This is a genomic window from Paraburkholderia sp. TE9906 (assembly GCF_056279605.1).
On sequence record NZ_JBWCCT010000017.1, the window covers coordinates 88,928 to 106,064 of the forward strand.

Annotated in this window: 15 protein-coding genes and 1 pseudogene; 12 read left to right on the forward strand and 4 right to left on the reverse strand. The window is 61.9% G+C overall.

Annotated features, from left to right (window positions below; translation table 11 throughout):
* Positions 1-38: 38 nt before the first annotated feature.
* The 3 genes from ACZ9H4_RS31735 to ACZ9H4_RS31745 all read left to right on the forward strand — a co-directional run bounded on the left by ACZ9H4_RS31735 (position 39) and on the right by ACZ9H4_RS31745 (position 3,975).
* The gene (locus ACZ9H4_RS31735) at positions 39-1,475 is read left to right on the forward strand and encodes an amino acid permease (protein ID WP_408147900.1); all 1,437 of its coding nucleotides are present in this window, start codon (positions 39-41) and stop codon (positions 1,473-1,475) included.
* Positions 1,475-2,704, forward strand: coding sequence for an NAD(P)/FAD-dependent oxidoreductase (locus tag ACZ9H4_RS31740; protein WP_476122450.1), 1,230 nt, complete (start codon positions 1,475-1,477; stop codon positions 2,702-2,704). Before ACZ9H4_RS31735 ends, ACZ9H4_RS31740 begins: the two co-directional genes overlap by 1 nt.
* A gap of 125 nt (positions 2,705-2,829) precedes the next feature.
* Positions 2,830-3,975 carry a branched-chain amino acid ABC transporter substrate-binding protein gene (locus ACZ9H4_RS31745; protein WP_408328227.1) on the forward strand — a complete coding sequence of 382 codons (1,146 nt, stop codon included), beginning with the start codon at positions 2,830-2,832 and terminating at the stop codon, positions 3,973-3,975.
* 117 nt (positions 3,976-4,092) lie between these two features.
* On the opposite strand, the pseudogene ACZ9H4_RS31750 reads toward ACZ9H4_RS31745, so the two are convergent.
* A pseudogene (locus tag ACZ9H4_RS31750) lies at positions 4,093-4,389 on the reverse strand (ABC transporter ATP-binding protein); the annotation flags it as partial.
* 22 nt (positions 4,390-4,411) lie between these two features.
* Here ACZ9H4_RS31750 and ACZ9H4_RS31755 point away from each other — a divergent pair.
* The 9 genes from ACZ9H4_RS31755 to ACZ9H4_RS31795 all read left to right on the forward strand — a co-directional run bounded on the left by ACZ9H4_RS31755 (position 4,412) and on the right by ACZ9H4_RS31795 (position 13,832).
* On the forward strand, positions 4,412-4,825 hold the full coding sequence (locus tag ACZ9H4_RS31755) for a FadR/GntR family transcriptional regulator (RefSeq protein WP_476122451.1): 414 nt from the start codon (positions 4,412-4,414) through the stop codon (positions 4,823-4,825).
* Positions 4,826-5,097: 272 nt separating this feature from the next.
* A complete protein-coding gene (locus ACZ9H4_RS31760; protein WP_408328222.1) occupies positions 5,098-5,469 on the forward strand; it encodes a GFA family protein in 372 nt (123 codons plus the stop codon).
* Entirely contained in the window at positions 5,466-5,588 is a 123-nt protein-coding gene (locus tag ACZ9H4_RS31765) for a hypothetical protein (RefSeq protein ID WP_408147890.1), read from the forward strand. Before ACZ9H4_RS31760 ends, ACZ9H4_RS31765 begins: the two co-directional genes overlap by 4 nt.
* A 7-nt stretch (positions 5,589-5,595) precedes the next feature.
* A complete protein-coding gene (locus ACZ9H4_RS31770) occupies positions 5,596-6,336 on the forward strand; it encodes a response regulator (RefSeq protein ID WP_476122452.1) in 741 nt (246 codons plus the stop codon).
* Positions 6,333-7,652 (forward strand): ATP-binding protein, encoded by a 1,320-nt coding sequence (locus ACZ9H4_RS31775; protein WP_476122453.1) that lies wholly within the window; start codon positions 6,333-6,335, stop codon positions 7,650-7,652. Before ACZ9H4_RS31770 ends, ACZ9H4_RS31775 begins: the two co-directional genes overlap by 4 nt.
* Before the next feature lie 1,031 nt (positions 7,653-8,683).
* The gene (locus ACZ9H4_RS31780) at positions 8,684-10,105 is read left to right on the forward strand and encodes a basic amino acid/polyamine antiporter (protein WP_408148860.1); all 1,422 of its coding nucleotides are present in this window, start codon (positions 8,684-8,686) and stop codon (positions 10,103-10,105) included.
* A gap of 51 nt (positions 10,106-10,156) precedes the next feature.
* Positions 10,157-11,416 carry an arginine deiminase gene (gene arcA, locus ACZ9H4_RS31785; protein ID WP_408148862.1) on the forward strand — a complete coding sequence of 420 codons (1,260 nt, stop codon included), beginning with the start codon at positions 10,157-10,159 and terminating at the stop codon, positions 11,414-11,416.
* A gap of 136 nt (positions 11,417-11,552) precedes the next feature.
* Positions 11,553-13,037 (forward strand): Na+/H+ antiporter NhaC, encoded by a 1,485-nt coding sequence (gene nhaC, locus ACZ9H4_RS31790; protein WP_408148864.1) that lies wholly within the window; start codon positions 11,553-11,555, stop codon positions 13,035-13,037.
* Between the two features lie 456 nt (positions 13,038-13,493).
* On the forward strand, positions 13,494-13,832 hold the full coding sequence (locus ACZ9H4_RS31795) for an RcnB family protein (RefSeq protein ID WP_408148866.1): 339 nt from the start codon (positions 13,494-13,496) through the stop codon (positions 13,830-13,832).
* A gap of 253 nt (positions 13,833-14,085) precedes the next feature.
* On the opposite strand, the gene ACZ9H4_RS31800 is transcribed toward ACZ9H4_RS31795, so the two are convergent.
* The 3 genes from ACZ9H4_RS31800 to ACZ9H4_RS31810 form a co-directional block, all read right to left on the reverse strand.
* Positions 14,086-14,877 carry an SDR family oxidoreductase gene (locus ACZ9H4_RS31800; RefSeq protein ID WP_408148868.1) on the reverse strand — a complete coding sequence of 264 codons (792 nt, stop codon included), beginning with the start codon at positions 14,875-14,877 and terminating at the stop codon, positions 14,086-14,088.
* Positions 14,878-14,908: 31 nt separating this feature from the next.
* Positions 14,909-15,649: a 3-oxoacyl-ACP reductase FabG gene (gene fabG, locus ACZ9H4_RS31805; RefSeq protein WP_408156422.1), complete on the reverse strand. Its 741-nt coding sequence runs from the start codon at positions 15,647-15,649 to the stop codon at positions 14,909-14,911.
* A gap of 97 nt (positions 15,650-15,746) precedes the next feature.
* Positions 15,747-17,093, reverse strand: a complete 1,347-nt coding sequence (locus ACZ9H4_RS31810) for an MFS transporter (protein WP_408156420.1) — start codon at positions 17,091-17,093, stop codon at positions 15,747-15,749.
* Positions 17,094-17,137 lie beyond the last annotated feature (44 nt).

Below are 17,137 nucleotides of genomic sequence, written 5' to 3' on the forward strand. Positions count from 1 at the left end.
CAGCCCATGTTCAGCCATCCCTCAGCAGGAGTTGTTTGATGAGCGTTCCGCAGTCCTCCTCTTCCGAGCCCACGCCGACACTCGGCGCCGCGTTGCGTCAGCGGCACGTCACGATGATTGCGCTAGGCGGCATCATCGGCGCGGGGCTTTTTGTCGGCAGCAGCGCGACGTTGGCGAGCGTCGGTCCGGCCGCGTGCGTGTCGTATCTGGTGGCCGGCATCGTCGTGTTGATGGTGATGCGCATGCTTGGGGAGATGGCGCTCGCCGTACCGGGCGTCGGCTCGTTCACCGAATACGCGCGCGTCGGTCTCGGCAATTGGGCCGGTTTTACGAATGGCTGGCTGTACTGGTATTTCTGGGTGATCGTCGTCGCGGTCGAGGCGGTGGCCGGCGCGGCGATCCTGCAACGCTGGATTCCCGCGCCGGTCTGGATGATCGGCCTCGTCCTGCTGTCGGTCATGACGGTGATCAACCTGCTGTCGGTCAAATCGTATGGCGAGTTCGAGTTCTGGTTCGCGTCGATCAAGGTCGCGGCGATCATCGTCTTCATCGCGATCGGCGCCGGGTATCTGCTCGGCTTCAGCCCGGCCGGCAGCGCGGCGGCGAACCTGATCGGCCAGCACGGCTTCATGCCGTTCGGCGCGATGTCGATTTTCGCGGCGGTGCCGACGGTGATCTTCGCGGTCGGTGGCGCGGAAATCGCCACAATCGCCGCAGCGGAATCGGATGATCCGGCGAAAAGCGTCGCGGCGATGACGCGTTCGGTGATCCTGCGCGTCATCACGTTCTACGTCGGTTCGATGTTCCTGATCGCGTGCATCGTGCCGTGGAGCAGCATCGTGACCGGACACTCTCCGTTCGTCGCCGCACTGGAAACGATGCGGATTCCCGGCGCCGCCGACATCATGAATGCGATCGTGCTCGTCGCTGTGCTCTCCGCGCTGAACTCCGGCTTGTACGTGTCGTCGCGGATTCTCTTTCGACTCGCCGAGCGTGGCGATGCGCCGAAGTCGCTGCTGAAACTGACGCCGAACAAAGTGCCGCGGCTCGCCGTGTTGCTGAGCAGCCTGGTGGGCTATGTGGCGATCGTCGCGGCGATCGTGTCGCCGCAGGGCGTGTTCCTGTTTCTCGTGAACGCGTCCGGTGCGGTGATGCTGTTCGTTTATCTGGTGACCGCGCTGGCGCAAATCCGCATCCGACGGCGCATCGAGGCCACCGATCCGCAACGGCTGACGCTCAGAATGTGGCTGTTCCCCTGGCTGTCGTACGCTGTCGTCGCGGCGATTGCCGGTGTGCTCGCCGCCATGGGCGCCGATCCCGCGCTGCGTCCGCAATTGATGGCGAGCGCGGCGAGCCTCGCGGTGGCCTCGGCGGCGTATCTGCTGACGGCCAAACGCCAGCCGCGATCGTACGACGGCTGCGCCACCGGCTATCTGTCGCCGATCGGGCAACAGGCCATGGAAGGACGCAAGTGATGCCGGACATCGCCATTATCGGAGCGGGATTCATCGGCCTCGCGAGCGCCGCGGCGCTCATGCGCGACGGTCATCGCGTCACGCTGTTCGATCCGTCAGGCGTCGGCCAGGGCGCGTCATTCGGCAATGCCGGAACGTTCGCGCACTATGCGTGCATCCCCGTGAACAACCCGTCGGTGTTCCGCGATCTGCCGCGTTTCCTGTTGTCGAGCGACAGTCCGTTCAGACTGCGCTGGACTTATCTGCCGCAGCTCGCGCCGTGGCTCGCGCGCTTCATGATGAGTTCGCTGCCGCGTCGTTACGAGGCGAGTGCGGGTGCGCTCGCCGCGTTGCTCGGCCACGCGCAGGGCGGCTACGCGCCGTTGCTCGCGAACGAGGAACTGGCGCGCTTCGTTCGGCCGCGCGAGTGCCTGTATCTGTATTCGAGCGGCGCGTCGTTCGACGCCGCGCGTGCCGCACTCGATTTGCGCCGGCAACTCGGCGTCGCTTTCGACGTGCTTGCCGCCGCCGATATCCGCGCGCTGGAGCCGTCGCTCGCGCCGATTTTCGAGCGAGGTGTGCTGTTCAGCGACAGTTGGCATTTCTCCGATCCGCAGGGCTTTCTGCAGACCTTGTACGAACAGCTCGCCGCGCAAGGGCTGAAGCTCGAACGCGCGACCGTCGGCACAGTGCAGCCTCGCGCGGACGGCGTGAGCGTGACGGCTGACGGCCGCGAGCGGCGCTTCAGTCACGTGGTGGTCGCCACCGGCGCGCGCTCTGCCCAATTCGCCAGACAATGCGGCGACAGCGTGCCGCTCGATACCGAGCGCGGCTACCACGTGCGCTATCCGGGCGCGCAGCAACTGATTTCGCGGCCGGTCGGCTGGGCCGAGCGCGGCTTTTACATGACGCCGATGAGCGACGGAATTCGCGTCGCGGGCACCGTCGAGCTGGGCGGCTTCAGCACGACGCGCAATCGCTCGCTGATCGACCTGCTGACGTTTTCGTCGAAGCGCGCACTGCCCGCACTCGATACGCCCGACAACAACTGGTTAGGATTCCGGCCGACCTTGCCCGATGGCGTACCGGTGCTTGACCGATCACGCGCGAGCGAGCGCGTGATCTATGCGTTCGGCCATCAGCATCTCGGCTTGACGCTGGCCGGCGTGAGCGGACGCATCGTCGCCGACCTGATCGCGGGGCGCACCCCGCCGCTCGATCTCGCGCCTTACGCGGCCACGCGTTTCTAGCATCGTGCGGCCGCCGCACCAGTAGACGTTTCTTTGCAGCAGGCATCCCAGGACAATCTCGCCGCGTCGCGCATCGGATTGGTCGAACCGCAACGCGCGACGCGACATCTCGCAAGGAGTGCATCATGAATCGCCGCTATTGGCTTTTGAGTCTGGCCGTTTGCGCCTTCGGCGCGCATGCGCCGCTGTCCTGGGCCGCCGATCCGCAAGTCGTCAAGATTGGTTTTGTCGGGCCGCTGACCGGTCCTGTGGCGCGGGTCGGCAAAGACCTGCAGTACGGCGCGCAACTTGCGCTAGACGAGGAAAACGCCCGGCATCCGACGGTGGGAGGCAAGCCGGTCAAGTTCGTGCTCGACGTGCAGGATGATCAGGCCGACCCGCGCGTGGCGATTCAGGTTGCGCAGAAGCTGGTCGATAGTGGGGTGGTCGGCGTGATCGGCCACTACAACTCGGGCTGCAGCATTCCCGCGTCGACCGTCTACCACCAGGCGAATGTCGCGATGATCACGCCCGGCTCGACCAATCCGCAACTGACCAAACAGGGCTACAAGAACGTGTTTCGCACGATGGGGCACGACGGTGTGGGCGGGGTGGTGGCCGGGCACTTCGTGGTCGATCAGATGAAGGCCAAACGGATCGGCATTATCGACGACCGCACGGCGTTCGGACAGGGTCTCGCCGATGCCTTCGAAAAGGGGGTGAAAGAAGCGAACGGCAATATCGTCGATCGCGAATTCACCAACGACAAGGCCGTCGATTTCCGCGCCATTCTGACGACGCTCAAGAGCAAGAACGTCGATCTGATTTTCTTCGGCGGACTGGACGAGCAGGGCGCGATGCTGATCAAGCAGATGCGCTCGCTCGGCATGCCCGCGCAACTGTTCGGTGCGGGCGCGTTGAAGAGCAATGCGTTTCTGCAGATCGCCGGCACGGCCGGTGACGGCACACAGGATCTCGAACCCGGCCCGGCGCTCGACAAACTTCCCGCCGCGCAGGACTTCAGCAAGCGTTACAAGGCGCGCTTCAATCAGGATGTCGAGTTGTACGCGCCGTTCGCGTATGACGCCGCGCTGGCGATGATCAAGGCGATTCACGATGCCGATTCACTGGATCGCGCGAAGATCGTCGACAGTCTGGGGAAAATCTCCGTCAATGGCGTGACCGGCAAGATTACGTTCGATCCGTATGGCGATCTGATCAAGCCGCCTTACACGCTGTTCCAGGTCCAGCAGGGACAGTGGAAGAGCGTGAAGACGGTGGGCGGTGTCTGACGGCGCCCACCGTGCGCCGTGCGCTCAGGCATGCGAGACACGGCGCGACGAATCGACCAGCACCTTCGAATAGGGATGCGCGAGCTCCGCCGTCGCCAGATCGCTCGCGCCTCACGTTTCGACAATTTCGCCCTTGAGCATCGCCCCAACCCGGTCGCAGAGGTGAACGACAACCCCGAGATCATGCGTGACCATGAGATAGGTCAGCCCTTCCTTGCGACGCAAGTCCGATAGCAGATTCAGAATCTCCGCTTGAACGGATACGTCCAGCGCCGAAGTGGGTTCATCCAGCAGCAGCACGCGCGGTTCGAGCACCAGGGCGCGCGCGATGGCGACACGCTGCCGTCGTCCACCCGACAGTTGATGCGGATAGCGCTGGTGGAACGAAGCATTCAGCCCGACCTTGGTCAACGCCTTGTCGTTGGGCGGGCGCGACGTGTTTGCGATTCTTGAGCTGCGCACCTGCATCGAGACCGAGGCGGCCGGTCTCGCCGCGCAGCGCGCCGACGCGCGTGATCTGGAGAACATCCTGCGCGCGTTGCAGGCCATCGAGGCGCGCGCGGAACGCGGCGAGAATGCGTCATCCGAAGATTTTCAGTTTCACCTGCAGATTGCCCGCGCCACACGCACACCTTATCTGGTCGACGTCCTGTCCCAGCTCGACCCGCGCATGTCGCCGCGCGCCAATCTGGACCCTGAGCGCTCTCTGTCGCGCGTGAACAACGAGCATACGGATATCTACGAGGCCATCGCGCGCGGCGAGGCCGAGGGCGCGCGCGCCGCGATGCGCATGCATCTGATCAACAGCCGCGAGCGCATGCGCCGCGCGTCTTCAGCACCTCGTGAGTGACGGCGGGCCGATGCGGCCCGGTGGTTCGTCAATTCGAAGCGGCGTGTCTGGCGTGTCGAGTACGGCGCAGGATAACTAGCGCCGCGTCCGGGTTTTCGTGTCCCCCGTGCTCGTCTCATCGGTCGATGGAGGCCGCTTGGGAAGTTCTTTTCGCGTCCGGAAACGGCGCCTATTGCAATGTTATGTATCGGCCGGACCGGTAGATACACTGCGACACAATCGGTGCGATAAACCAGGCTATAAAGCAAGCGTTGCCAATCACCGAGACCACCATGAGCGCCGATTTGCTGCAAGGCTCCTGCCATTGCGGGGCCGTCAAATTCGAAGTTCGCACCGCGATCGTTCCCGCCGGACGATGCAACTGCAGCCTGTGCCGACGCAAGGGCGCGCTGATGACTCCGCTGTTCCCGGCGAGCCAACTGAAAATCGTGAGCGGCGAGGATGCGCTGACGCTTTACCAGTTCAACACCAAGGTGGCGAAGCATTACTTCTGCAAGCACTGCGGCATTTATCCGTTTCATCAGACGCGCAAAGACCCGCAGCAGTGGCGCGTCAATATCGGTTGCCTCGACGGCGTCGACCCGTATACGCTGGAAGCCGGCGTTGCCGATGGCGCCAGCCTCTCCGTGCTGGAGGACGCATGAAACGGTTACTGGCGATCGTCCTGTTCATCGTCGGCGGTTTCGCGACCGAACTGGCGCATCCGCTGCAATGCACGCTGGTCCAGGCGAGCGGGGTGCAGTTCAAACGCCGTAAGAGATAGTGCACCGATGGAAACGACCGACCACGTATTGATCGTCGACGACGATCGCGGCATCCGCGAATTGCTGGCGACTTACCTCGAGAAAAACGGCATGCGCGCGTCGCTCGCGGCCAACGGTCATCAGATGCGCGCCGTCCTCGAGCACGGCGCGCCCGATCTGATCGTGCTCGACCTCATGCTGCCGGGCGAGGACGGTCTCGTGCTGTGCCGTGAACTGCGTGCCGGCAAATTCCGCACCGTGCCCGTGCTGATGCTCACGGCCCGCAACGAGGAAGCCGATCGGATCGTCGGCCTGGAAATGGGCGCCGACGACTATCTACCCAAGCCATTCGCCGTACGCGAGCTGCTCGCGCGGATTCGCTCGGTGCTGCGCCGCGCGCGGATGCTGCCGCCCGGCATGGAGGTGACGGAATCGGCGCAAATGCTGTGCTTCGGCGACTGGCGGCTCGATACCACCGCGCGTCATCTGCTCGATGCGCAAGGCACGATGGTCGCGCTGAGCGGCGCCGAGTACCGTTTGCTGCGCGTGTTCCTCGATCATCCGCAGCGGGTGCTGACGCGCGATCAACTGCTCAACCTGACCCAGGGCCGCCAGGCCGATCAGTTCGACCGTTCGATCGATCTGATGGTGAGCCGTCTGCGTCAACGCCTGAGGGATGTCGCGCGTGAGCCGCGTTACATCAAGACGCTGCGCAGCGAAGGCTACGTATTCTCCGCCGCCGTGACCGCCATCGGAGATCCGCAATGATTACAGCGTCATGGCCGCGCTGGCCCCGCACGCTGTTCGCGCGACTCGCCGTGATCCTGTTCGTCGGACTGGCGCTCGCGCAGACGCTGTCGTTCTGGCTCACGATGACCGAACGCGACCAGACGATGACCAATGTAATGATGGGCTACATCGAACGCGAGGTCGTGAGTTCGGTGGCGCTGCTCGATCATTTGCCGCCCGATGAGCGGGCCCAGTGGCTGCCGCGTCTCGCGCGGCGCAGCTACGAGTTCGTTCTCGGGCCCGGCGTGAGCGGGGCGCCCGTCGATGCGAGTCTCTCGGAGCGTGTCGCGCGCTCGATTGACGACGGCATCGGCAGCCGCTATCCGCTGACGGTGAACGCGGTCCCCGGCGACCGCGAACGCCTGCAGGTGCATCTGAAGTTGAGCGACGGCACGCCGCTGACGATCGATATGCGTCCGATGCCGGGCGCGCCGTTATCGCGCTGGCTGCCGCTGGTACTGCTATTGCAACTCGTGGTGCTCGCTGCGTGCTGCTGGCTCGCGGTGCGGCTCGCGACGCGTCCGCTGCATCAGCTGGCGCTGGCGGCCGACACGCTGGGCCCCGATCTGAAAGCGGACCGCCTGCCGGAAGACGGACCCTCCGAAGTGGCACGCGCCGCGCGTGCGTTCAACGCGATGCAGGACCGGATCGCGACGTATATGACCGAACGCATGCAGATTCTCGCGGCAATTTCGCACGACCTGCAAACGCCGATCACGCGCATGCGCTTGCGCGTCGACGTGATGGACGACGACGCACAAGGCGCGAAGCTCAGGCAGGATTTGCAGGAGATGGAGACGCTGGTCAAAGAAGGCGTGACATACGCGCGGACCATGCACGGCACGACCGAAGTGCCGTGCCGCATCGATCCGGATGCGCTGTTCGACAGCCTCGTCTTCGACTACGTCGATGCTGGTCAGGACGTGTCGTTGGAAGGCCGCTTCGGCACGTCGGTGACGACGCGGCCGCAGGCATTGCGCCGCATCGTCGGCAACCTCGTCGACAATGCGTTGAAGTTTGGCGGCGCGGCCGAGATCAGGATTGCGGCGGTACACGATGGCCAGACGACGATCAGTGTGCTCGACAGTGGCCCCGGCATACCGGCCGAGTCGCTGGAAGCGGTGTTCGAGCCGTTCTACCGGGTGGAAACATCGCGCAATCGCCATACGGGCGGCACGGGGCTCGGTCTTGCCATCGCACGGCAACTCGCGCTGGCGATGGATGCAACGTTGACGTTGCAGAACCGTGAGGGTGGTGGTCTGGAGGCGCGGCTGACGTTGAGGAAGCTGCTTTAGGCGCGGGCCGTTGAACGGAATGGTGCAGCGCGATGAAGCGTGAAATGGCGGCCGCGATTCAAATGCGGATCGCGTCATTTCGTCGAAGGCTCGCGCCCAGACAAATTCGCCGATTAAGAGCATGCGATTAGTCGGCACAAGAACGTTGTGTGATTTTCCGTTGACTCGGCGTTGCCTGATTCACATCTTTCCCGGCCATCGCTGTTCATAAAGAAGAATGACTCCGGTACATTCGCACGGCATAAAATCGGTGGTGCTGAGTGGAACGAAGCAAGGTCTCGCCATGATTCGATCGTCACGCTTCACGATGCCAACTTCAGTTTATCGTTCGTGTTCGATGTGATACTTCGAGTACGCGCAGACAAATATTTTATGACTGGTTGTTGACGAACGCGGCTTTCGTTTTTCTATGTGCGCTATCTGGTGGTCGCTAATGCGCTCATTTCTGCGAAATCCTTCGCAAGCAGCACGGCGGGACAGCCGGCATCAATGAACATCCCACTGCCGGTGATGAATAGCATTGCTTCGTAACTCGCAGCCGATCTGAACCATTCGCTTCGATTTAACAGTTTTCAATCGGGTCACTGTGCTCGCACTGCAGCAAAGCGACGGTACGCTTCAAACTCCTCCTCCTATCGATACCTCATATCGATTGTCGATGCTCAACATGCTGATGTCGAGTGATCGACCCATCGGCGATTCTCTCCAATTTTCATTGTGCGAACGAATCGAGCCAGCTAACAATCAGATTGGCCCGGATTTTCGAATTAGCCTTGGCCACATATAAGCATCATGCATGTCGATATGCGTTGACCTAAGCCGGGGCAGATACCAGGTAATGTCGTGCGTGCGCAGAGACGGCGGGGATATTGGCTCCCGATCAATTGACAAAAGCGTGCGGACGTACCATTCTTTTCATGTGGCGGTTGCAGAGTAGTGCGGCCGGGCTGCACATGATGAAGCTGTGAAAGATACGTTACGTTCGAAACTAATGCCACCCTAGTTAACAAGGTAACTAAAAAGGAATCCGAATGGCATCCACAGCGCAGAAAATGTCAAAAATGCAGCTCACCGCCATGGTGGTGGGCGGAATGGTCGGAGCGGGGATTTTCTCCTTACCTCGAACTTTTGCAAATGCCACTGGCCCACTGGGCGCCGTCATTGCGTGGCTGATTGCCGGCACCGGGATGTACATGCTGGCGCGCGTGTTCCAGTCTCTCGCTGAACGAAAACCTGAACTCGATGCCGGTGTGTTCGCCTACGCCAAGGCAGGTTTCGGCGACTACCCCGGCTTTCTTTCCGCCTTTGGCTACTGGATTGGTAGCTGTATCGGCAATGTTTCCTACTGGGTGCTGATCAAGTCGACACTGGGCGCTTTCTTTCCGGTGTTCGGCGACGGCAATACGGTCGTGGCGATCGTCGTTGCGTCGATCGGGATATGGCTCTTTCACTTCATGATTCTGAAAGGCGTGCAGCAGGCCGCCTTTATCAATAGCGTGGTGACGGTCGCCAAGATCATCCCGATCCTGGTGTTCCTCGTCATCCTCGCCGTCGGCTTCAGAATGGATCTGTTCCGCGCGAATTTCTACGGCGGAGGGCTCGAAGGGAATCTTTTCGAGCAGGTTCGTGCAACCATGCTGGTCACGGTGTTCGTGTTCCTCGGGATCGAGGGGGCCAGTGTTTATTCACGCTATGCCAAGGAGCGTACCGACGTCGGCAAGGCCACCATCATGGGCTTCATCATCGTGACCTCACTGATGGTGCTCGTGACGATGCTCCCCTATGCGGTGCTGCAGCGCGCGGACGTCGCGGGCATGCGCCAGCCTTCGATGGCGACCGTGCTCGAAGCGGTGGTCGGGCACTGGGGTGCGATCTTCGTCAGCCTGGGTTTGATCGTTTCGGTGTTGGGCGCCTATCTCGCGTGGTCGCTGATCTGCGCCGAAGTGCTGTTCACCGCCGCGAAGACCAAAGACATGCCCGCGATCTTCGCGAAGGAGAATGCCAACAAGGTGCCGGCCAATGCGCTGTGGCTGACCAACATCGTCGTCCAGCTCTTCGTCATTAGCACCTTCTTCTCGCGGGACGCATTCGCGCTGATGCTCAATCTGACGAGCGCGATGTCGTTGATTCCCTACCTGTTCGTGGCGGCATACGGATTCATGCTTTCGAATCGCGGCGAAAGCTACGAGATGCGTCCGCAGGAACGCCGGCGAGACCTGATCATGGCCGGCATTGCCGTGATCTACACGGTCTTCATGATCTATGCAGGGGGGGTGAAATTCATCCTCCTGTCCGCCGTGCTGTATGCGCCTGGAACGGCGCTCTATATCTGGGCCCGGCGAGAGCAAGGCAAGACGGTCTTCACCACGTCGGACTGGATCATTTTCATCGTTGCCGTCATTGGCGCGGTCATCGGCATCTACGGCCTGGCAACAGGCATGATCACGATCTAATGGCACCGGGTTGAACATCGCCGGTCGAAGGCCGGCATTCAGGAGATCATCATGGCGAGTACGGATGCGAAAACGGACGGGTTTGGTGTCTATTCCGAAGTCGGGCAACTGCGCAAAGTGATGGTGTGCGCGCCAGGGGTAGCCCATCAGCGGCTGACCCCGAGCAATTGCGATGAACTGCTGTTCGACGACGTGCTATGGGTCGAGAACGCCAAGCGCGATCACTTCGACTTCGTCACCAAGATGCGGGACCGCGGTGTCGAAGTGCTGGAGATGCACAACCTGCTGGCGGAAACCGTGGCGGTGCCCGAAGGCAAGAAATGGATTCTCGATAACCAGGTCGTCCCCAATCAGGTGGGACTCGGTTTCATCGACGAGTTGCGCAGCTTTCTTGAAGGCCTCGACAATCGCAAGCTGGCCGAGACGCTGATCGGCGGCCTGTCGACTCACGACTTCCCGGAAGCGCATGGCGGCAAGGCGCTGGAGATCGCGCGAGAAGCGGCAGGGGCCACCGAGTACCTGCTGCCGCCGCTGCCGAACACACTTTACACGCGCGACACGACCTGCTGGATTTACGGCGGGGTGACGCTGAATCCGTTGTACTGGCCGGCGCGTCATGAGGAAACGATCCTCACGACGTCGATCTACAAGTTCCACCCCGACTTCGCGGGCAAGGTCAACGTGTGGTGGGGCGACCCGACTCAGGACCACGGTCTCGCGACGCTCGAGGGCGGCGACGTGATGCCGATCGGCAAAGGCGTCGTGCTGATCGGTATGAGCGAGCGCACTTCGCGTCAGGCAATCAGCCAGTTGGCGGCGACGCTGTTCCAGAAGGGCGCGGCCGAGCGCGTCATCGTGGCGGCCATGCCGAAGATTCGCGCGGCCATGCACCTCGATACGGTGTTCACGTTCGCCGACCGCGACTGCGTATTGCTCGCACCGGACTTCATGAACAAGACACGCACGTTCTCGTACCGGCCGAGCAGCCATCCGAGCGGTGTGGAACTGCATCGTGAGGACAAGCCGTTTGTCGATGTAGTGGCCGAAGCCCTGGGGCTCAAGAAACTGCGCGTGGTGGAGGCGGGCGGCAGCGACTATCAGCGCGAACGCACGCAATGGGACAGCGGTGCGAACCTCGTGTGTGCGTCGCCGGGTGTGGTCTATGCCTACGACCGCAACACTTACACCAACACGTTGCTGCGCAAGCAGGGCATCGAGGTGATCACGATCGTCGGCGCGGAACTCGGTCGGGGCCGTGGCGGCGGCCACTGCATGACGTGCCCGATCCAGCGCGATCCGGTGGACTACTAATCGGGCGAGCCGCTGGGGCTGTGTTGCCTGCCCGCCGGTATCGCGGCGAGCAGGCAGCGTGCTTGCGCTGCAATGGGACTTCATCGACGCAATATCAGATGGGCCACAGTTGTTGCCGATATGGGGACAAGCTTAAATGAAGAGGCCCGAATCACCTGAACCGGTGACGATGATCGAGGCGATCGTCCCCGTCGCCAGCCTGATCGTGCTGGTGAGTCTGTCGTACTATCTGTTCGGCGATGCGGGTGCGAGCGGCCCGAACCAGGTGGGTCTCGTCGCCGCGACGATGATCGCGGTGTTCATCGGCTGGCGTCGCGGACATTCGCTGGCCTCGCTCGGCGAAGCGGCGGTCGCGAGTGTCAGTACGGGTATCGGTGCGATCTTCATCCTGTTTGCGGTCGGCGCGCTGATCGGCACCTGGGCGCTCAGCGGGACGCTCGTGGCGATGGTCTATTACGGCCTTCGACTGCTCAGTCCCAACTACTTCTACGTCACCGCGGCAGCCATTTGCGCGGTCGTTTCGGTCAGCATTGGCAGTTCGTGGACGGTGACCGGCACGATCGGCATTGGCCTGATGGGCATTGCTCACGGCATGGGATTGAATCCCGCGATTGCGGCTGGTGCGATCATCTCGGGCGCGTATTTCGGCGACAAGTCTTCGCCACTCTCCGACTCCGCCAATCTCGCCGCTGCTGCGGCCGGCGTCGACCTGTACCGGCACATTCGCGAGATGTTTCTGACGTCGGCCGTGTCGATGGCCATTGCGCTCGGCGTCTTCTATCTGTTGGGCCAGCCCGGCGATTTCGACGCGAGCGGCGAAATCGAAGCCATGCGCGGCGCCTACCACATCTCGTTGTGGCTGTTCGTGCCGCTCCTTCTCGTGATCTTGCTGGCGATCTTCAGAATGCCGCCATTCACGGCAATCTTTCTCGGCGCGCTGGCGGGCGGCGTGCTCGCCGTGTGCGTGGCCCCCGAACGCGTGATCGCGTTTGCGTCGGCGAGAGAGGGCGTGCCGGCCTGGCTCGCACTTTTCAAAGGCGTATGGCTCGCGTTGGCGAGCGGCTACAAGGCGTCGACGGGTAATGCCGCGCTCGACATACTCGTGACGCGCGGCGGCATGGACAGCATGCTGAACACGATCTGGCTGATCATCACGGCGTTGGGGTTCGGCGGCGTGGTCGAAAAGTGCGGCGTGCTCGAACGCTTGATTGCGCCGGTCATCGAGAAAGCGAAATCGGGCGGTGCGCTGGTCGCTTCACTGGTGGCGGCGATCGTCGCCACCAACGTGGTCACCGCCGACCAGTACATCGCCGTGGTGCTTCCCGCGCGCATGTTCAAGACCGCGTTTGCGCGGCGCGGGTTCGAGCCAGTGGTGCTGTCGCGCGCAGTCGGCGATGCGGCCACGCCGACCGGCGCGCTGATTCCATGGAATAGTTGCGGCGCCTATATGGCGGCGACGTTGGGGGTATCCACGCTGAGTTACGCGCCTTTTGCGGTGTTCTGCTTCGCGAGTCCGCTGTTGACCGTAGCGATTGCGTATGCGGGCATCAGGATGTGGCGCCTTCCCACCGCGCAGATCGAAACTGCAACTGCGACCGCCCCACCACCTGGCGATAAGTGAGGGCTGCTGGCGCACGATTTACATTGGCCGAAATGTTGCCTGCCATTTCAAAAGCGCCGGCGATTGTCGACTTGATCCCGCGGCATATTGGCTGCCAACGGGCATCCCGGCTTGAAGTCGAACGCCCTTTTACTATACTCAGATCGACTACGACTAAAACCCGAATCAACGTTTATTTCCTGTGCATATCGGGTAATTGCATTCGCAATGAGTATCGCCGAATGCAATGAACATCGAGTCATTCGATGGGTTGCGGTATCGGTCTCAGATACCCTTCGAACCTTGCATTGCATAACCAGGCAGTTTATCCATGGCATGAATGCGGGTGTCGCAACGATGCACGATTAGCTTCACATGAGTCAGGCAGTGCGTGGAGATGAACGGGCATGGTGACTTCGAAAAGGCATTGAACGCTGTGACACCTTAACCTTTCTTCCACAGCAGGGGGGTTTGATCATGAACAAGCGGATCATTGTGCAGCTCGTCGCCCTTTCTCTTTCCGGCATGTCTCTGGTTGCGATCGCGGCCGGTCCGCCGCCGGGAGGGGGCGCGCCGATGGCCAATCCGTCAATGGGCCGCCAGCAGGTCATGCCGACGATTCCCCATCGGGACTGGAAGAAGGGGCAACGCATTCCCACTGAGTACCGTACTTACAACTTCATCATGGACGACTGGCGTGGCCATGGGCTCAACGCTCCGCCGCGTGGACAGAAGTGGCTAGGCGTCAACGGAGACTACGTGCTGGTCTCGACCAGCAACTGGACTATCTCCAACATCGTCTCCGGCACGCCCTGACGCGGCGCAAAGGAGGCAATGCAGCACACGTGCCGCTTGCGCACGCGTGCTGCAAGATTGGGCCGGGGAGGCGCTGATGTGCGTTGACGACCATTGCGGATTTTTCGCTGTTCGCCGCCTTGCCAGGCACAGTCTACGCGGCTATGCTCGGTCCGATCGTTCACACGGATTTCAGCGCGCGTGGCCGGCTAGTTGTGGAACCGGCTACTCGACCGTCTGCGCCGCGAGCAGCGCATTAGCGTCATAGCGCGCGTTACAGGTACTCGACGTTTCCGTCCACGCTGATCGCCTGACCGGAAATGTTCCGGCCAGCCGGCGATGCAAGGAACAGCGTCATCGCGGCGACATCGTGGACCGTCACCATTCGTCGTAGCGAAATCTTCTCCAGATATTCTTCCTTCATCTGGTCGAAGCTGATTCCCAAAGCCTCTGCGCGGGCGGAGATCACACGGTCCATGCGCTCTCCTTCGACGACGCCCGGCAGGATCGCATTCACGCGGACGTTGCTCGGTCCGAGCTCGATCGCGAGCGATTTGACCAGACCGACGATGGCCCATTTGGTCGCCGCATAGGGCGTGCGAAACGGATATCCCAGCCGTCCCGCTACCGAAGTCATGGCGATGATGCATGGATTATCGGAAGTCTCCTTCAACACCGGCACAGCCTTTCTGAGGAAATAGTATTGGCTGTTGAGGTTCGTGGAGATGGTGCGTTCCCACTGTTCGGCGTCGATGTCTTCGACGGCGCCGGTCGGGCCGGCGATACCCGCGTTATTGACGAGGATGTCCAGACCGCCGAGTTTCGTCCGTGCGTCGTCGATGATGCGCTCTACCTGCTCACGGTCGGCGACGTCAGCGATACCGGTATGGAGTCGCGGATGCCGGCTTGCCGCCTTGTCGACGGCAACGGGATCGACGTCGCAAATGTAGACGTGCGCGCCGACTTCGAGAAACGCTTGCGCAATCGCGGCGCCGATGCCGGCGGCCGCGCCCGAAATCAATACGCGCAATCCGGGCGCGGGCTTGAGAAGATCGATGGTGTTCATACGGTTCCTTGAATGGGCGTGTCGTGTCGGCCTACAGCGTCATGCCGCCGGATGCTTCGATCACGGCGCCGTTGATATAACTCGCTTCGTCACTGGCGAGAAATGCGTAAAGGTTCGCGATTTCCTCCGGCTTGCCGAGCCTGCGCAGTGGGACCTGTTCGCGCATCTTCGCCAGTACGTCGTCGGGCACCGTCGAAAGGATAGGCGTATCGATGAAGCCGGGCGCCACTGCGTTGACACGTATTCCCTTAGGGCCGAGCTCTCTGCTCCACGTCTTCGTGAAGCCGATCACGCCGAACTTCGCGGCCGCATAGTTGGTCTGGCCGTAGTTTCCATAGATACCGACGACCGAGCTCGCATTGAGAATGACGCCCGCTCCCTGTGCGACCATCCTGTCGGCAACAGCCTGTGACGCATGGAACACGCCTCGCAGATTCACGTCGATGACATCGTCGAACTGCTTGAGCGTCATCTTCTGAAGACGTGCGTCACGTGTGATCCCCGCGTTGTTGACCAGCACATCGATCCTGCGGTACTGCTCGACAACGTCGGCCACCATCCGGTCGACCGCCGCGCGGTCCGCAACGTCGATGCTGAAGCCGAGCGCTTGCGCCCCCGCTTCGCGACACGAAGCGACGACATCGGATATCGCGGTGGGATTCACGTCGCACACCACGACGATTGCGCCTTCCCTGGCGAATTTAAGTGAGGTGGCCGCGCCAATGCCCTGGCCGGCTCCCGTAATAATGGCTACCTTTCCATTCAATCTCATTGCTTCTACTCATCCCCGGAGAATAAGAGTCTGGATACGAAGAGCGTGCTTTATCGATTCGATTCAATTCGACTCGATGCGGCGCGCCTCCTCAGACTCATGGTTCGATATTCAAACGCAGTTCGTTGAGACTGGCCGCCGCGCGGCTTTCCGAGCGAATCGCTTTCGCGAGCAACGGAACTAGGATGAGCCCAAGGACCGATGCCGCGACGACGACCGAAAATCCTGCCGCGCTTTTGCCCGACGCGCTCTCCGCAAGGCCGAACAGATACGGGCCGACGAATCCGCCGATCAGTCCGATCGTGTTGATGAGCGCGAGGCCCGCGGCGGCCTGAATGCCGTGTAGCCGTTTCATCGCAATCGCCCAATAGAGCGGCAACACACCGCCCGCAAAGAAGGCGGTCGCGACGAAGAGCGCCAGCTGCGCCAGCAGATGCGTCGACGAGATGAATGCAATCGCGCTGACGACAAGACCCGCAGTCAGCACGCCGAGATAGACGCAGTCATTGGTCACGCGACGGTGAATGCGCGGCAGCACCAGAACGCCGAGCAGAAAGCCGATGCCGACACTGCTCGACAACACGCCCACCATCAGCGAAGACTTGACGTGCATTTGCTGGATCATCGCCGGCGTAAAGAACACGAGGCCGACGAACGCCACCTGATTCAGAAAATAGATGAGCCCGATCAGGATCGTGGCAGGCTGCTTCAACGCGGCGACCCAGTCCTGCGAGAAGATGCGGGCATGCGCGGCATCGGGCACGGCGCGCGCTTCGAGCACGCGGGCCTCGTCGTTCGACAACCAGCGCGCGTCGGCCGGCTTTTCCGGCAGCTTGAACCAGAGCACCACGCCGACCACAACCGTCGGCAGCCCTTCGAGCAGAAAGAGCCATTGCCATCCGTGCAGGCCAGCGAGGCCGTCCATCTGCATGAACGCGGCGCCCAGCGGATTGCCGATCACGAGTGCGAGAGCGGGCGCGGTGTAGATCCAGCCCACCGCGACCGAGCGGTCTTTCGGTGCAAACCACAAGGTCACCATGTACATGAGTGCCGGGAACAACCCCGCTTCGGCGACCCCGAGCAGAACCCGGATGATGTAGAACGACCATTCTCCGGTGACGAACATCATCGCGGCAGAAAGCGCGCCCCACGTCACGGCGATGCGCGCAATCCAGCGGCGCGGGCCGAAGCGATGCGCCGCGAGATTGCTCGGCACTTCGAGCAGTGCATAGCCGAGAAAGAAAATGCCCGCGCCGAGTCCGTACGCACTCGCGCTGATTCCGAGGTCGACGGCAAGGCGCGCCTTGGCAAGCGATACGTTGGTGCGGTCCAGGTACGACATGAAATAGATCGCGCACATCAACGGGATGAGCCGCAGCATCGCCTTATGTGTCGCCAGGCGATGCAGTTCGTTACTGCCGTCGCCGGCCAGTTGAGTTGTCATGATGTCTCCGCCAAAGTTGGTGCATTGTTATTTTTTGCCGGGTC

What these genes read in the sequence shown, in the direction of transcription:
- ACZ9H4_RS31765 (WP_408147890.1), top strand. Translation starts at nt 5,466, where the DNA reads ATGAAACGGTTACTGGCGATCGTCCTGTTCATCGTCGGCGGTTTCGCG.
- nhaC (WP_408148864.1), top strand. Translation starts at nt 11,553, where the DNA reads ATGAAGAGGCCCGAATCACCTGAACCGGTGACGATGATCGAGGCGATC.
- ACZ9H4_RS31740 (WP_476122450.1), top strand. Translation starts at nt 1,475, where the DNA reads ATGCCGGACATCGCCATTATCGGAGCGGGATTCATCGGCCTCGCGAGC.
- ACZ9H4_RS31760 (WP_408328222.1), top strand. Translation starts at nt 5,098, where the DNA reads ATGAGCGCCGATTTGCTGCAAGGCTCCTGCCATTGCGGGGCCGTCAAA.
- ACZ9H4_RS31810 (WP_408156420.1), bottom strand. Translation starts at nt 17,093, where the DNA reads ATGACAACTCAACTGGCCGGCGACGGCAGTAACGAACTGCATCGCCTG.
- ACZ9H4_RS31770 (WP_476122452.1), top strand. Translation starts at nt 5,596, where the DNA reads ATGGAAACGACCGACCACGTATTGATCGTCGACGACGATCGCGGCATC.
- ACZ9H4_RS31735 (WP_408147900.1), top strand. Translation starts at nt 39, where the DNA reads ATGAGCGTTCCGCAGTCCTCCTCTTCCGAGCCCACGCCGACACTCGGC.
- ACZ9H4_RS31745 (WP_408328227.1), top strand. Translation starts at nt 2,830, where the DNA reads ATGAATCGCCGCTATTGGCTTTTGAGTCTGGCCGTTTGCGCCTTCGGC.
- ACZ9H4_RS31780 (WP_408148860.1), top strand. Translation starts at nt 8,684, where the DNA reads ATGGCATCCACAGCGCAGAAAATGTCAAAAATGCAGCTCACCGCCATG.
- arcA (WP_408148862.1), top strand. Translation starts at nt 10,157, where the DNA reads ATGGCGAGTACGGATGCGAAAACGGACGGGTTTGGTGTCTATTCCGAA.
- ACZ9H4_RS31800 (WP_408148868.1), bottom strand. Translation starts at nt 14,877, where the DNA reads ATGAACACCATCGATCTTCTCAAGCCCGCGCCCGGATTGCGCGTATTG.
- ACZ9H4_RS31775 (WP_476122453.1), top strand. Translation starts at nt 6,333, where the DNA reads ATGATTACAGCGTCATGGCCGCGCTGGCCCCGCACGCTGTTCGCGCGA.
- ACZ9H4_RS31795 (WP_408148866.1), top strand. Translation starts at nt 13,494, where the DNA reads ATGAACAAGCGGATCATTGTGCAGCTCGTCGCCCTTTCTCTTTCCGGC.
- fabG (WP_408156422.1), bottom strand. Translation starts at nt 15,649, where the DNA reads ATGAGATTGAATGGAAAGGTAGCCATTATTACGGGAGCCGGCCAGGGC.